This is a genomic window from Curtobacterium sp. PsM8 (assembly GCF_030433875.1).
GTDB lineage: Bacteria > Actinomycetota > Actinomycetes > Actinomycetales > Microbacteriaceae > Curtobacterium.
On sequence record NZ_JARUXD010000037.1, the window covers coordinates 1 to 13,286 of the forward strand.

A 13,286-nucleotide genomic window follows, 5' to 3' on the forward strand; every position below is an offset into this window, starting at 1 on the left:
CCGCCCCCCCCCGCGCCCCCCCCCGGGGGCGCCCGGGGGGCCGCGCCCCCCCCCCCCCCCCGGGGGGCCCCCCCCCCCCCCGGCGGGGGGGGGGGGGGGGGGGCCCCCCCCCCCGCCCCCCCCCTCCGCCGTGTCCCCGGTCCGGAACCGGTCGGCGCGCGCCGACCGGCTCAGCCGATCTGCGCCGTGAAGTCCACCGGGTCGCCCGCCAGGGAGGCCTTGACCATGCGGGTCCAGTCGTCGACGAGCACCTCGGTGGCGTCCCGCTCGACGCCGTCGAGGGCTGCGCGGACGACGTCCGCCGGGTCGGTCATCGGGCCGTCGTAGCCAGCCATCATGTCGGTGTCCGCGGCACCGAGGTGGAGACCCTGCACGGTCACGCCCCGGCCGGCGAGCTCGAGTCGGACGGCGTTGGTCATGTTCCACTCGGCGGCCTTCGCGATGGCGTACCCACCCGCACCCGGTGCCGAGAACCACGAGAGTGCGGAGAGCACGTTGACGATCGCGCCGCCGCCGTTCCGCTCGATGACGGGGGCGAAAGCCCGGACCATCTCGAGCGTTCCCCACAGATGCGTGTCGACCGCGCGCCGGGCGTCCGCCAGGTCGTCGGTCAGCAGCGAGCCGGACGACAGGACGCCGGCGTTGTCGATGAGCAGCGTGACGTCGCCGGTGGCCGCCGCGGCTGCCGCGACCGACGCCGGGTCGGTGATGTCGAGGGCGAGGACCTCGACACCGGGGACGTCGACGAGTTCGGGGCGACGGGCCGTGGCGTAGACCTTCGACGCGCCGCGCTGCAGGAGCTGTTCGACGAAGTGCCGTCCGATGCCGCGGTTCGACCCGGTGACGAGGGCGACGGATCCGGTGATGTCCATGGTGGTGTCCTTCCGCCGAACGGGTCCGTCCCGCTGCGGCTCGGTTACGGTAGGACCTCACATCAGTGTCAGGGGCAAGCCCCGAACGGAGACGACATGCGCATCGGGGACCTCGCCGCCCGGACCGGGGTGAGCGTCCGCTCGCTCCGGTACTACGAGGAGCAGGGGATGCTCACCGCCACCCGCACCGGCAGCGGACAGCGGACCTACGGGACGGAGGCGGTGGACCGGGTCCGCCTGGTGCAGCAGCTCTTCGCCGCCGGACTGCCGAGCCGCACCATCGTCCAGCTCCTGCCCTGTGTCGACGCGGGTACCGCGACGCCCGAGTCCTTCGCGCTGCTCGTGCAGCAACGCGACCGCATCACGACGCAGCTGGCGGAGCTGACGGCGGCGCGCGACCGGCTCGACGAGGTCATCCACATCTCCGAGCACCCGACCCCCGAGCACTGCCCGACGCTCCGGACGGCCCCACTTCCTGTGGACGCGGAAGCTGCCGCCTGACGTTCTCTCAGGTGTCTTGACGGTCGGGAGCCTCGCCGTCCGGCATGATGGCGAGACCGGGGCCCCTCTCGGTCGGTACTGGGAGATGCATGTCGGACGACGGACGAGCGCACGCGGAACAGTCGACGACCCCGGCGCCGCCCACGCGGCACGGCAGACTCCCCCGCCGCAGTCCGTTCGGCTTCGTGCTGCGGGGCATCGCCGTCGTCGCGGCCGTCGCCGTGGTCGGCTCCGGTTCGATCGCCGCGATCGCCACCTGGCAGGTCCTGCAGAACGCGCAACCCTCGGTCTCGCTCGCGATGCCCGGCACCACGGCGAAGAAGGCGCCCGCACTGACGGCGCAGTCCGGCGAGGTGAACATGCTGCTCGTCGCGACCGACACGCGCGACGGTCAGGGTGCCGGGTTCGACGACGCGGCGAACCAGAAGGCGAGCAACGGTGTCGGCAACAACGACACCAACATCCTGGTGCACATCTCGGCCGACCACACCAACATGTCGGTCATCAGCTTCCCGCGCGACCTCGTCGTCCCGATCCCGGCGTGCACGAACGACGACGGAGCCGTCACACCGGCATCGTCCGCGGCGATGCTGAACTCCGCACTCTCCCGCGGCGGCGAGAAGCACGGTTTGGCCTGCGTCGCGAGCACGATCGGCAAGCTCACCGGCCTGCAGATCGCCTACGCCGGCAAGATCACGTTCGACGGGGTCGTCCGGATGGCCGACGCCGTCGGTGGTGTCACGGTCTGCCTCGCCACCCCGATCAAGGACGACGACGTCACGCCGGCGCTCGATCTGCAGCCCGGCAACCGGGAGCTCAAGGGCGCCGAAGCCGCCGCGTTCCTCCGGTCGCGGCACGGCGTCGGTGACGCGAGTGACCTCGGCCGCATCAGCAACCAGCAGACCTTCATGTCGGCGCTGGCCCGTCAGACCGTCTCCGCTGGCACGCTCACGAACCCGGCCAAGGTGCTGCGGCTGGCCGACACGGCCTTCAAGAACATGGTGCTGTCGGACACCCTGAACGACCCGGCGACCCTGGCCCGCCTGGCCCTCGCCGTGAACACCGTCGGACTCTCCAACATGGTGTTCCTGCAGTTCCCGGTCGTCGATGACCCCGCCGACCCAGCCCGCGTCCTGGTCTCCGAGGGGCCGGCCGCCACCCTGACCGCGGCGCTGCAGGCCGACGAACCGGTGCAGCTCGCGCCGGACAGCCTCGGCCGCTCGGCGGTGCGCGATCCGGACGCGCCCACCGCGGCACCGTCGGCTCCGGCCAGTGCGTCGGGCACCACCACCCCGCCCGCAGCCGGCAGCCCGACGACGGCTCCGGCGACGCCCCGGCCGAGCGCGTCCGCCGCCGAGCTGCCGGACTCTGTCTCCGGGCAGACCGCCGACACGGTGACCTGTGCGGCGAAGTCGAAGTACTAGGCCGATCGCAGAGGCCGGGCCTCAGACCCCGGTCACCAGCCGCCGCGACCAGCGACCGGAGCGGCCGTCATCAGCGAGCGGCGAAGGTCCCCCGGCAGACCATCGTCACCGCCAGTGCCAGGGCCCCGAGCACGGCCATGAACACCGCGAGGACCAGCCCACCCGAGAACCCCAGGAGCAGCGCTCCGACCAGGCCCGCGGCGGAGATCGCCAGGTTGAACGCGACCGGCAGGAACGCGTTGGCGAGGTCCGACTCGGAGCCGCCGGCGATCGTCAGGGCGCTCTGCAGCTGCGGCGACGCTCCACCGAAGGTCAGCCCCCAGAGCACGGCGGCACCGAGCACGACCGCGGGCGACCCGTGTCCGACGAGGAGCAACACCGCGGCGGACACGAACCCGCCGAGGCTCGCCCAGAGCAGCCCCCGCGGGTGCCGGTCGATCAGCGCTGCCGTCAGTGCGACTCCGCCGATCGAGCAGACGCCGTAGACCAGGAGCACCAGGTCCGCCGAGAGCCCGGTCCCGGTGTCGCGGAGGAACGGCGCGATGTAGGTGTAGATCGTGTTGTGGCCGAGCATCCACAGGACGATGACGACCAGGACGACCGGGACCCCGGGCAGCAGGAACACCCGTCGTAGGGGCAGGCGTCCGCCGGCTGCCTGCGCCGCGACGTCGGGCACGAGCAGCACGACGAGGACCAGCAGGACGATGCCGAGCAGTGACATGCCGGCGAACGACCACCGCCAGTCCAGGACGCCGCCGACCCAGGCGCCGAGTGGTGTGCCGAGCGCGAAGCCGACCGGTGCGCCCGTCGACACGACCGCCAGGGCAAGCCCGCCGCGTTTCGGCGGGCTGATCCGGCGCCCGTACGCGGCCAGCATCCCCCACAGGACACCCGTCGCCGCGCCGCCGACGAAGCGGGACACGAGCGACAGGACGACGTCCGACGAGAGTGCCGTGACCGTGTTCGCGAGCACCAGGCAGGTCAGCGAGGCGAGCAGCAGCGGCCTCCGCCGGATCCCGCGGGTCAGGGTGATCGCGGGGACAGTGACGACGACGGTGCCGAGGGCCCAGACGCTGATGAACTGACCGATGACGCCCTCGCTGGCGCCCAGGTCGCCGGCCATCAGCGGCAGCAGTCCGGCGGGCATCGTCTCGGCGGACAGCAGCAGGAACCCGATCGCAGCGAGGGCGACCAGCGCCGCCCAGGGCATCCGGGTGGCTGTGTGGTCGGTCGTCGGGGTGGGCGCGGTGGTCGTCACCGGGTTCCGCCCCGGGTCACGTCCTCGGCCCGGGAGGCGCCGCTCGCGTCCGTCGTGCGGGTCGCGGCCCAGCTCGCCAACAGCTGCAACGACTCCGCGTCCGCACTGCCCGGTTCCGCCGCGTAGACGATGACGCTGTGCTCGTCGTCGAGCCCGGGCGTCAGGTTCTCGAAGTGCAACCGGACGTCGCCGACCGCGTGGTGGTGGAACGTCTTGACGCCGTGGGTGTGCAGCCGGACCTCGTGCGCCGCCCACTTCTGCCGGAACTCCGGACTGAGGGTCGCGAGCTCACCGATCAGGTCCCGCAGGGCGCGGTCGTCCGGGTGTCGTCCGGCCGCGGTCCGCAGCATCGCGACCGAGGTGTCCGCCGCTCCTTCCCAGTCCGGGTAGAGCCGACGGGACAGGTCCTGGTGCAGGAACGCGAAGCGGGCGAAGTTCGGCTGATCGCCACCGGCCATGATGACGTCGCTGTAGAGCGCCCGGCCGAGGTCACTCATCGCGACGACGTCGAGTCGGGTGTTCTGGACGAAGGCGACGACGTCGTGCATCGCCTCGAGTGCGTGGCGGAGGCCCGGGCGGACGGAGGCCGGAGCCGTCGGACGACCACGGCGCACCGGGGACGTGTTCGCCGACCGGGCCAGGTCGAACAGATGCGCCCGCTCGGAGTCGTCGAACCGCAGGGTCTGGGCGACGGCGTCGAGCACCGTGTCGGTGACGCCGGTCAGGTTCCCGCGTTCGATGCGTGCGTAGTACTCGGAGCTGACCCCGGCGAGGACGGCGACCTCGCCACGACGGAGGCCGGGCACGCGTCGACCGGGTCCACCCGGCAGGCCGACCGATTCGGGTGTGATCCGGGCACGGCGGGACATCAGGAAGTCCCGCACCTCGTTCTCGTTCGGCATGCGCCCACGGTACGGCCGGGCCTCCCCGGGAGGGGTTCCCTGTCGTGCCACCTCACCCGGGCATCGGTAGGGTCCGGGTATGTCGACCCCCGGTACCGCGTCCCCGTCGTCCGCGAACCAGGTCGGCGACGCCCTGATGGCCCTCCACCGCGCGACCGAGCACCCGTTCGACATGGCGTTCGAGGACGGACAGTTCATCGCGACCCGCCAGCTCGGTCGCTCCGGCGGCGGGACGGTCACCACCTACCGCTACGGTATCCGGCTGCTGCCCGAGACGAACGAGTACCGACGCCTGATGCGCACCAGCACCCGCTCGTCGACCGGCGGATCCGGCTCCTCCACGTTCAACTCGCGGTGGATCACGAAACCGGTCGACGACACCCTCACGGCGCACGGCTGGAGGCCCCGCCGGACCGCGATCGGCAAGCTGTTCCGTCGCATCCTGGCGATGCCCACCTGACCGGGACGGGCCTCCCGGAGGCTTCCGGTTCGTCGACTGTCCGGGGCAGTCGGTATCGTCGTGGGGTGCAGAAGTCGGAACGCCCAGGTCTCGCCGTCGGTCGACGCCCCGAGCGGGGCGACGCGTGACCGGTCCGTCCCCGGCGGACGCCGCGCTCGCCGGCACGATCGAGCGGGAAGCCGACCGCCGTCGCACCGTCGCCGTCATCGCCCACCCGGACGCCGGCAAGTCGACGCTCACCGAGTCGTTGACCCTGGCGGCCTCGGCCATCGACGAAGCCGGCGCGGTGAAGGGCAAGGCCACCCGCCGCGCGACCGTCTCCGACTGGATGGAGATCGAGCGCAGTCGCGGCATCTCGATCAGCTCTGCGGTCGTCCAGCTCGACGCCGGCGGCACGCTCATCAACGTCGTCGACACCCCGGGCCACGCCGACTTCTCCGAGGACACCTACCGAGCGCTCGCGGCCGTCGACTGCGCGGTCATGCTGATCGACGCGGCGAAGGGCATGGAGGCGCAGACGATCCGTCTGTTCGAGGTGTGCCGCACGCGCGACATCCCGGTGATCGCCGTCGTCAACAAGTGGGACCGCCCGGGCCGCGAAGCCCTCGACCTGCTCGACGAGCTCGAGGAACGCACCGGCCGTGTACCCACCCCGGTCACCTGGCCCGTCGGCGAGGCCGGCAACCTGCAGGGGCTGGTCGACACCGCGACCGGGACCCTGACGACGTACGAGTCCACCGGTGGCGGCCACCTGCCGGTCGCGACCGAGCGCCCCGCGGCCGAGGCCGCCGAGCTCTTCGGCTCGGCATGGGAGACCGCGCTCGAAGAGGTCGAACTGACCCGCGAGGTCCGTGGGCTGCCCGACCAGGACGACTTCCACGCCCGGGTCAGCATGCCGGTGTTCTTCGGCGTCGCCACCAAGCACCTCGGCACGGTCGACCTGCTGCGCTTCCTCCGCGACACCGCTCCCCCGGCCCTGCCCCGCCGGACCGAGGACGGCGCTCCCCGCCCGGTCACCGAGCAGTTCGCCGCCCAGGTGTTCAAGGTGCAGGCGAACATGGACCCGGCCCACCACGACCAGGTCGCGTTCGTCCGCATCTGCTCCGGCCGTTTCGACCGCGGGATGATGCTCACCCACGCACAGTCCGGCCGTCGCTTCAACACCAAGCACGCGCTGAGCGTGTTCGGTCGGGAGCGCGACACCGTCGACGTCGCCTGGCCCGGAGACGTCGTCGGTCTGGTGAACGCCACGATGCTGCACCCCGGTGACACGCTCTACAGCGACGAGGCGGTCGAGTTCGAGCCGCTCCCCCGGTTCGCGCCCGAGATGTTCGCGACCGTCGCCCCGACCGACCCCAGCACCGCGAAGAAGTTCCGGAAGGGCATGCAGCAGCTCGCCGGCGAGGGCGTCGTGCAGCTGCTCGAGTCCGAGCGCCGGACCGCGCAGGCCCCGATGGTCGGTGTCATCGGTTCGCTGCAGCTGGAGGTCCTGACCTCGCGTCTGCAGGCCGAGTTCGCCACCGCCGTCCGCGTCGAGCCGCTGCCCTGGACGATGGTCCGCACCGTCACCGACTCCGACCTGGCGCTGCTCGAGCGTCGCCGTGACCTCGAGATCGTCACGACGGACCGCGACCGCTACGGGCTGTTCCGCGACCAGTGGCACCTCAATTCGGTGATGCGCGAGCTCAAGGGCCTGGAGTTGCCGGCGCCGGTCTGACCAACGCGACAGGTCGACTCACCGACGTCGTGTCGGACAGGAGGCGCGGTGCGGGCCGGTACCGCGCCTCCCGTCCGGCTCCGGTCACGGCCGTCAGCCGGGTGACACGGTCAGCCCGGGGACGCCGGCAGGCGCATCGTGACGCGTCCGGACGACGGCCCGCCGCACGGGTCCGCCGCGTGCGGGCTGTCCCAGCGGATCGTCACCGCCCGCTCGACGAGCAGCTGACCAGAACGGTCGTACACGGCGACCGAGCCGTGGTGCGGCGTGTCCATGCCGAGGTGCAGCGGCCAGCGGACGCCACCGGGCACCGGCGTCGGCGTGCTGCCGGGGTCGGCCTCCGGTGGGTCGGCGAGCGGATCGTCGGCGGTGGGCGGAGTGCATCCAGCCCCGCCGCACGCCGTCACGGTGGCGACCGCCGAGGTGTCGCCGAGCAGCGTCAGCTCGACACCGTTCGCCCAGCCGATCGCGGTGCACGCCGCCGGACCGGCGCAGCCGGCAACCCCGAGGACGACCACGAGCGCGATCGACGCTGCCCCGCCGATGACCGCCGCCCGCCCTGTCCCCATGCGACGATCCTGCACCGGTCGCTCGCGGCCCCGGGACACGGTTCGGTCACGTCATCCGGAGTACCGGTGCCGGTCGGCGGAGGAGCGTCAGCACCACCGCGGCCGCCGCGACCAGGAGGACCGCCCCGGCCACCGCGGCCACGGCGCCGGACGGGTGCACCACCGACTGACCGGCTACCGCCTGCAGGGTGAGCAGGACCGTGCCGCAGGCGTAGGCGAGCGCGACGATGACGACGATGCGCACCTGCGTGGTGTCCGAGCGGAGTCGCGTAACCCGGCGTGCGAGGACCGTGAGCGCCAGTGCCACGAGCGGGATCAGCTGGAGGGCGTGCATGCCGACGAAGTGCGCGACCCGGTAGTCGCCGCCGGTGGTGCTCCACCCGAGAACCGGTACGCCGGGGCCGCCGTCCGCGACCCCGACCGCGTGCGCGCCGACGATGCCGTCCGGGCTCGTCAGCTGGGTCGGCGTCGAACCCGTCATGAGGAACGCGACACCGATGCCGCCCAGGGCGATCATCGCGCCGAGCCGGACCGCCACGGTGAGCGCGGGTGTCGGCAGGCGCAGGAAGAACAGTGCGACCGAGGTCACGAAGGTGCAGAGGTACAGCACGGTGATCGACACCGCCATCACGCCCCACACCACGACGTGCAGGGGTGACGAGACGTTGAAGTGGCTGGTGGTGCCGGCCGCCGCTGCCCAGAGGATGAGGGCCTGCTCGACGACGAGCGAGACGGCGATCACCGTGCCGAGCCGGTGCGCCAGCCGCCGCCACCGGGGCAGGTGGGCGATCAACCACGCCCAGGTGACGGCGTACAGCAGGATCGAGACCGAGAACTTCAGCGGTTTCGCCCACAGCGGCGCGCCGAGGACCGTGCGCGGGTCGACGAGCAGCCCAACTGCGCTCACCACGGCGCAGAGGACCATGACCGCCGCGACGGTCATGAGCGCGGGATGCCAGGCGACCGCGCGCCGGATCGCGGCCTTCATCGTCGCTCCGCTGACCCACTGTTGGCGGTGGTCCCGGCGCTGGTCGCGCTGGTCGTGATGGTCGCGGGCGCTGCCGGGACGGGGAACAGGTCGTGGGTCGCGTCCTCCTGGGCGATGCGCCGGAGTCCGGCGAACAGCGGATCACCCAGCACGGTGCCGACGACCATGAGCTCGGCGATCGCGTCGCGGCCGTCCCGGCTCTGCAGCGCGGCGACGTCGGCACGAGCCGCGGTGGCGGCAGCGGTCAGGTAGGCGTCGAGGTAGTCGTCCGGGGCGTCGAAGCCGATGGTGGCGAGGCCGTCCAGCGCCCGCGCTGCGGTCTCGTGACCGGGGTTGTCGGTCGTGGCGGCCCACCCGGCGGCGGTGACCCGGTCTGCGATGCGGTCACGGGCCTCGCGGCTCGCAGCGGCCTCCGGTGACCGCGGGGCGGTCATGGAGTACTGAGCCACCTCGAAGACCTCCGCGAGCGGGGCGTCGTCGGTGTCGAGGACGGCGAGCACCTGCTTGGTGACGGCGACCGACAGGCCGCCGGTCTCGAGCAGCGCGCGGACCAGGCGGACCCGCTCGACGTGCCGCTGGTCGTACGCGGTCTGGTTCGGGGCGGTCTTCTCGCCGGCGGGGAGCAGTCCTTCGCGCTGGTAGTACTTGACGGCGGTCAGCGGTGTCGCGGCCTCTCGGGCCAGATCAGATATTCGCACTCTCGGAGAGTATGACTATCTGTTGAGGGGACGCAAGCGCTCGGACCGGATCGACGCCGGCTGTTCACCCGTGGCCAGGTCGGCGGCCGATCCACTCGGCGATCAGGGCGGTCCCGGTGGTGAAGGCCGGCAGGCCCGGGCGGTTCAGGAAGGCATGCGCACTGTCCGCCAGGACGTGGCGTTCCACATCGGCGCCCGCGTCGGCGAGTTCGGTGGCGAAGCGGCCTCCCGACGTCCGCATCGTGTCCCGCTCGGCGTCCACGACGAGCGTTGGCGGGAACCCGGTGAGGTCGTGGCCGCCCGGGAACGCGTACCGGTGTGCGAGCGCCTGACGCGATCCGGCGTGGTTCCGGTTCGCGACGTCGAGTGCCCACGGTGCGTGCGTGATGCGTCGGTGTCCGCGTGATCGGTGCGCCGGGTCACCGTCCCGCGGGTGCCGGGCGTGGAAGAACCCGTACGCGAAGACCGCACCGACCGGAGGGGCACCGTCGTCCAACGCGTGCAGGGTGGCGGCGGCGGCCAGACACGCGCCGGCGCTCGCGCCACCCAGGACGACGCCGTGCGGCGACACGGCCGACACCGCTCGTGCTGCGGCGACGACGTCCTCGAGTGGCAGCCGGAAGCGTTCCTGCCTGTCTGCTGGTCGGCGCCGGAGCATCCCGGTGCCGGGGAACGGTGCCAGGCGGTAGGCCGCGGTCACCACCGTGACGCCCTGCTCGGCGAGGACGCGGGCGACGTCGTGCGCCTCGGGTTGCTCGGGCGTGCCGCGGAAGAACCCGCCGCCGTGCAGCCAGAGGAGCGTCGGGCCGGGGGTGCGGAGCTCCGGGGGCGGGCGGTACCAGCGGAGCGAGTCCGCGCCGACGACGTTCCCCATGCAAGTTCCCCTCGTTCCCGGGTGGTGCTCCCCTGGCACTCCCCGGTGCGACCGTACCGGGTACCCGACTGGGCGCTCGCCCGGTGGTCAGAGGACCGGGCGGACCTCGATGCGCCGGTTGCACGCCCGTGAAGCCTCGTGCGCCAGCCGGAGGGCCGTGTCCTCGTCCGGCAGGTCCCAGATCCAGAACCCGGCGACGTGCTCCGGCGCGTCGACGGCCGGGCCGCGGTGCACGAGTCCGGCACCCTCGCGGTCGTCGACGACGGTCGACCGCGACGGTTCCGACAGACCCGCGGCGAAGACCCACCGGCCCGCGGCGCGGAGCCGTTCGTTGAAGTCGTCGACCGCCGCTGCCTCCGCGTCCGAGGCCCGCCCGGTCGTGTGCGTTCCGGATGAGGGCCCGCCGTCCAGGACGTTCACGAGGTAGTGCATGTCGTCTCCCGTTGCCGCTCCGGGGCGGCACCGTTGCCGCTCCTGACGACAGTGTGCGCTCGCACCGGGCAGGAGTCACGCGTGCCGAGCTCAGCCGCGTCGGGCCGAGTCTCGGCGACGGGCGAGGACCGCCCCGTGCGGCCGCGGTGTCCCGGTCGCCGCGATGCGGGTGTGCGTCTCGACGACGTCGAAGCCGGCGGCCCGCAACTCCTGCTCGAGCGCCTCGGCCGGCCAGCGCCAGGCCGTCACGACGGCGTGGTCGAACGCCTCGACCACGGGGCCGACGAAGAACCCGACGAGGAGCATTCCGCCCGGCCGCACGACCCGGGCGAACTCGTCGAGCGGGCGCCGGATCGACCCCGGGTCGTGGTGGATCAGCGAGTACCAGGCGAGCACGCCGCCGAAAGTGCCGGGACCCGCGTCGAGGGCATCGATGCTGCCGGTCGTGAAGGGCACGCCTGGGAAGGCCTGCCGGGCGTGGTCGATGAACGTCGGCACCGCGTCGATCCCGCGCACGTCCCGCGCCTGCTCCGCGAGGAACGCCGTCCAGTGCCCCGGACCGCACCCGGCGTCGAGGAGCGCGCCCTCGACCGATGCGGCCCAGGCGCCGACGAGCTGCACGTCGGACGGGTGCACCGACGCCATCGTCCCGAGGTGCTCGACGTACTCCGCCGCCCGGTCGGTGTACGCGGCCTCGACGCTCGTCCCCATCCGGGCAGGCTACCGACCAGGGCCGACGGACGCAGGAACGCGGCGCTGCGGGAACGCCGCGACGACCCCTACCGGTCGGCGCTGAGGCTCGCGGTCAGGCGGGTGATCGACTCGCGCCACTCGGCGAGGTCGTCCGACCCGGCGTCGTCCCAGAGTTCGGCGAGTTCACCGTCCGGGCTCCCGGCCGCGGTGACCGCCTGCGCGGCGAGGCTGACGAGCGCCTCGTCCGGCTTGCCCGCCCGCTCGACGAACTGCGCGATGCTCGCGGTGTAGGCGTCGTCCTGGGTCGGGCGTCCGACCCCGTGCGCGACGACCTCGGCGGCGGCGAGGGCGAGTTCGGCCACATCGCTGTCGATCTCAGGTCCCGCGTCGGTCGCCGCGGTGAGCGCCGCCTGCACGGCGGCCCACCCGCGCTCGTCCTCGAGATCGCCGACGAAGTCGGCTGCCGAGTCGTTGCCCACCGGTTCTGCACTCCAGGTCCCCATGCGGCCACCCTAGACGGCCGGGAGGCGCGGTGACCGCTGGCTCGGGTGACGGTCGAGCCACCGGGGTGGACGTGCCGCGGCCGGAACGGCGCCGGTGCTCCCCCGCCGCCCCGCGCCTCCCGTCCGGATCCGCGCTCTGGTCCGGATCCGTTGGGCGGACGTCTGGTCACCGCGTCACCACCGACACCGTGGACGGGGCGAACAGCCCGGGGACCGCCAGCAGTGCCGTGCGTGCGGGCCGTTCCACCAGGCAGTGGAGCACGGCCGCGACCAGCAGCGCGACGGCCAGCGCCAGGACGGTGAGTGCCAGCCCGCCGATCGCCGGGCGCCGATCGGCGACCGGCCAGAGCGCGCCGAGTGTGTCGATGACGAGCAGGTGCACGAGGTAGAACGCGAAGGACCGTTCACCGAGGGCCACGAGGGGCCGCGACGACAGGACGGTCCGGACGCCGGCGACGTCGGCGCGGGCGAGGGCGGCGATCAGCAGCGTGAACCCGATCAGGGTGAAGCCGTTGAGGGCGAACGGTGACGCCGGGTACCGGTCGGCTGCGACGAAGCCGGCGACCGCGACGACCGCCGACACCGCCAGGCCCGGTCCACGCCAGGCGCCGGACCGGATCAGACACGCGACCGCCACACCGAGGACGAACTCGGGCAGCCGGGCCGGCGGCCAGTTCGCCGCGGACAGCTGGCCGGGCAGGACGGCGACCAGATGCGGCACGACGACGACCAACAGCACCGACAGCGCCACGGCAGCCCAGAGCACCCCGGCCCGCGCCCCGTGCAGGACCCGGATCAGCAGGGGGAAGACCAGGTAGAAGAACGCTTCACAGACCAGCGACCACGACACCGGGTTGCCCGCCTGCCACCAGGGCCCGTGCCAGGAACTCACCAGCAGGAAGTTCGCCAGGAGCGCCTTCGACGACGTCGTGACGATGCTCGGCATGAGGACGTGCGCGACCACGACGGCCAGGACCACGCCGACCAAGTGCAGCGGGTAGACGCGGGCGACGCGGCGCCACCAGAACGTCGTCGGCCGCGTTCCAGGTCGGTGCGCCCAGGCGAGGACGAACCCGGACAGGACGAAGAACAGGGACACGCCGGTGGCGCCGGCACTCATCGTGTCGGACAGGAGGCCCTGGGCACGTCCGGAGAAGTAGCCCAGGTTGCGCACGTGGTACGCGAAGACGACGAACGCGGCCACCCATCGCAGGCCGGTGAGCGACGGCAGCAGCGGTGTCACCAGGGCCGGGTCGGCGGCGGTGGGACGGGCCGTGGTTGGGGCGCCGGCCGTGGGGCCGGTTCGGGAGCGGTGCATGCGCCCAGCACACGAGATCGGCCGTTGCGGCAGCGTCGAGGTTCCCGCTTACGGCGGCGTTACACCGGGTGTGTTCT

Annotated in this window: 15 protein-coding genes; 4 read left to right on the top strand and 11 right to left on the bottom strand. The window is 72.9% G+C overall.

Annotation, left to right across the window (positions count from 1 at the left end; all coding sequences use genetic code 11):
• Positions 1-170: 170 nt before the first annotated feature.
• Positions 171-872, bottom strand: a complete 702-nt coding sequence (locus QCD68_RS10055; RefSeq protein WP_301222919.1) for an SDR family oxidoreductase — start codon at positions 870-872, stop codon at positions 171-173.
• 96 nt (positions 873-968) lie between these two features.
• On the opposite strand from QCD68_RS10055, the gene QCD68_RS10060 reads away from it, so the two are divergent.
• The gene (locus tag QCD68_RS10060; protein WP_301222920.1) at positions 969-1,373 is read left to right on the top strand and encodes a MerR family transcriptional regulator; all 405 of its coding nucleotides are present in this window, start codon (positions 969-971) and stop codon (positions 1,371-1,373) included.
• Between the two features lie 89 nt (positions 1,374-1,462).
• Positions 1,463-2,797, top strand: a complete 1,335-nt coding sequence (locus QCD68_RS10065) for an LCP family protein (protein WP_301222921.1) — start codon at positions 1,463-1,465, stop codon at positions 2,795-2,797.
• Positions 2,798-2,867: 70 nt separating this feature from the next.
• Here QCD68_RS10065 and QCD68_RS10070 read toward each other — a convergent pair whose 3' ends face one another.
• Together QCD68_RS10070 and QCD68_RS10075 are read right to left on the bottom strand one after the other, a co-directional pair.
• On the bottom strand, positions 2,868-4,055 hold the full coding sequence (locus QCD68_RS10070) for an MFS transporter (protein WP_301222922.1): 1,188 nt from the start codon (positions 4,053-4,055) through the stop codon (positions 2,868-2,870).
• Positions 4,052-4,957 carry a helix-turn-helix transcriptional regulator gene (locus QCD68_RS10075; RefSeq protein ID WP_301222923.1) on the bottom strand — a complete coding sequence of 302 codons (906 nt, stop codon included), beginning with the start codon at positions 4,955-4,957 and terminating at the stop codon, positions 4,052-4,054. Before QCD68_RS10075 ends, QCD68_RS10070 begins: the two co-directional genes overlap by 4 nt.
• 79 nt (positions 4,958-5,036) lie before the next feature.
• Here QCD68_RS10075 and QCD68_RS10080 point away from each other — a divergent pair, with 79 nt between their 5' ends.
• Together QCD68_RS10080 and QCD68_RS10085 are read left to right on the top strand one after the other, a co-directional pair.
• Positions 5,037-5,417 (top strand): hypothetical protein, encoded by a 381-nt coding sequence (locus QCD68_RS10080; RefSeq protein WP_301222924.1) that lies wholly within the window; start codon positions 5,037-5,039, stop codon positions 5,415-5,417.
• Between the two features lie 124 nt (positions 5,418-5,541).
• On the top strand, positions 5,542-7,134 hold the full coding sequence (locus QCD68_RS10085; protein WP_301222925.1) for a peptide chain release factor 3: 1,593 nt from the start codon (positions 5,542-5,544) through the stop codon (positions 7,132-7,134).
• Positions 7,135-7,244: 110 nt separating this feature from the next.
• On the opposite strand, the gene QCD68_RS10090 is transcribed toward QCD68_RS10085, so the two are convergent.
• The 8 genes from QCD68_RS10090 to QCD68_RS10125 form a co-directional block, all read right to left on the bottom strand.
• Positions 7,245-7,703 carry a hypothetical protein gene (locus QCD68_RS10090; RefSeq protein WP_301222926.1) on the bottom strand — a complete coding sequence of 153 codons (459 nt, stop codon included), beginning with the start codon at positions 7,701-7,703 and terminating at the stop codon, positions 7,245-7,247.
• 46 nt (positions 7,704-7,749) lie between these two features.
• Positions 7,750-8,691, bottom strand: a complete 942-nt coding sequence (locus tag QCD68_RS10095) for a hypothetical protein (protein WP_301222927.1) — start codon at positions 8,689-8,691, stop codon at positions 7,750-7,752.
• Positions 8,688-9,389, bottom strand: coding sequence for a MerR family transcriptional regulator (locus QCD68_RS10100; protein ID WP_301222928.1), 702 nt, complete (start codon positions 9,387-9,389; stop codon positions 8,688-8,690). The genes QCD68_RS10095 and QCD68_RS10100 overlap by 4 nt, the downstream gene beginning before the upstream one ends.
• Before the next feature lie 64 nt (positions 9,390-9,453).
• Positions 9,454-10,263: an alpha/beta hydrolase gene (locus tag QCD68_RS10105; RefSeq protein ID WP_301222929.1), complete on the bottom strand. Its 810-nt coding sequence runs from the start codon at positions 10,261-10,263 to the stop codon at positions 9,454-9,456.
• A gap of 87 nt (positions 10,264-10,350) precedes the next feature.
• Positions 10,351-10,695, bottom strand: coding sequence for a YciI family protein (locus tag QCD68_RS10110; protein WP_301222930.1), 345 nt, complete (start codon positions 10,693-10,695; stop codon positions 10,351-10,353).
• Positions 10,696-10,785: 90 nt separating this feature from the next.
• Entirely contained in the window at positions 10,786-11,406 is a 621-nt protein-coding gene (locus tag QCD68_RS10115; protein WP_301222931.1) for a class I SAM-dependent methyltransferase, read from the bottom strand.
• A gap of 68 nt (positions 11,407-11,474) precedes the next feature.
• On the bottom strand, positions 11,475-11,891 hold the full coding sequence (locus QCD68_RS10120; RefSeq protein WP_301222932.1) for a DUF4259 domain-containing protein: 417 nt from the start codon (positions 11,889-11,891) through the stop codon (positions 11,475-11,477).
• 166 nt (positions 11,892-12,057) lie between these two features.
• The gene (locus QCD68_RS10125; RefSeq protein ID WP_301222933.1) at positions 12,058-13,209 is read right to left on the bottom strand and encodes an acyltransferase family protein; all 1,152 of its coding nucleotides are present in this window, start codon (positions 13,207-13,209) and stop codon (positions 12,058-12,060) included.
• Between the last annotated feature and the right edge of the window lie 77 nt (positions 13,210-13,286).

Coding starts and splice junctions, on each gene's coding strand:
- QCD68_RS10055 (WP_301222919.1), bottom strand. CDS start 872: ATGGACATCACCGGATCCGTCGCCCTCGTCACCGGGTCGAACCGCGGC.
- QCD68_RS10060 (WP_301222920.1), top strand. CDS start 969: ATGCGCATCGGGGACCTCGCCGCCCGGACCGGGGTGAGCGTCCGCTCG.
- QCD68_RS10065 (WP_301222921.1), top strand. CDS start 1,463: ATGTCGGACGACGGACGAGCGCACGCGGAACAGTCGACGACCCCGGCG.
- QCD68_RS10075 (WP_301222923.1), bottom strand. CDS start 4,957: ATGCCGAACGAGAACGAGGTGCGGGACTTCCTGATGTCCCGCCGTGCC.
- QCD68_RS10080 (WP_301222924.1), top strand. CDS start 5,037: ATGTCGACCCCCGGTACCGCGTCCCCGTCGTCCGCGAACCAGGTCGGC.
- QCD68_RS10090 (WP_301222926.1), bottom strand. CDS start 7,703: ATGGGGACAGGGCGGGCGGCGGTCATCGGCGGGGCAGCGTCGATCGCG.
- QCD68_RS10095 (WP_301222927.1), bottom strand. CDS start 8,691: ATGAAGGCCGCGATCCGGCGCGCGGTCGCCTGGCATCCCGCGCTCATG.
- QCD68_RS10105 (WP_301222929.1), bottom strand. CDS start 10,263: ATGGGGAACGTCGTCGGCGCGGACTCGCTCCGCTGGTACCGCCCGCCC.
- QCD68_RS10110 (WP_301222930.1), bottom strand. CDS start 10,695: ATGCACTACCTCGTGAACGTCCTGGACGGCGGGCCCTCATCCGGAACG.
- QCD68_RS10115 (WP_301222931.1), bottom strand. CDS start 11,406: ATGGGGACGAGCGTCGAGGCCGCGTACACCGACCGGGCGGCGGAGTAC.
- QCD68_RS10120 (WP_301222932.1), bottom strand. CDS start 11,891: ATGGGGACCTGGAGTGCAGAACCGGTGGGCAACGACTCGGCAGCCGAC.
- QCD68_RS10125 (WP_301222933.1), bottom strand. CDS start 13,209: ATGCACCGCTCCCGAACCGGCCCCACGGCCGGCGCCCCAACCACGGCC.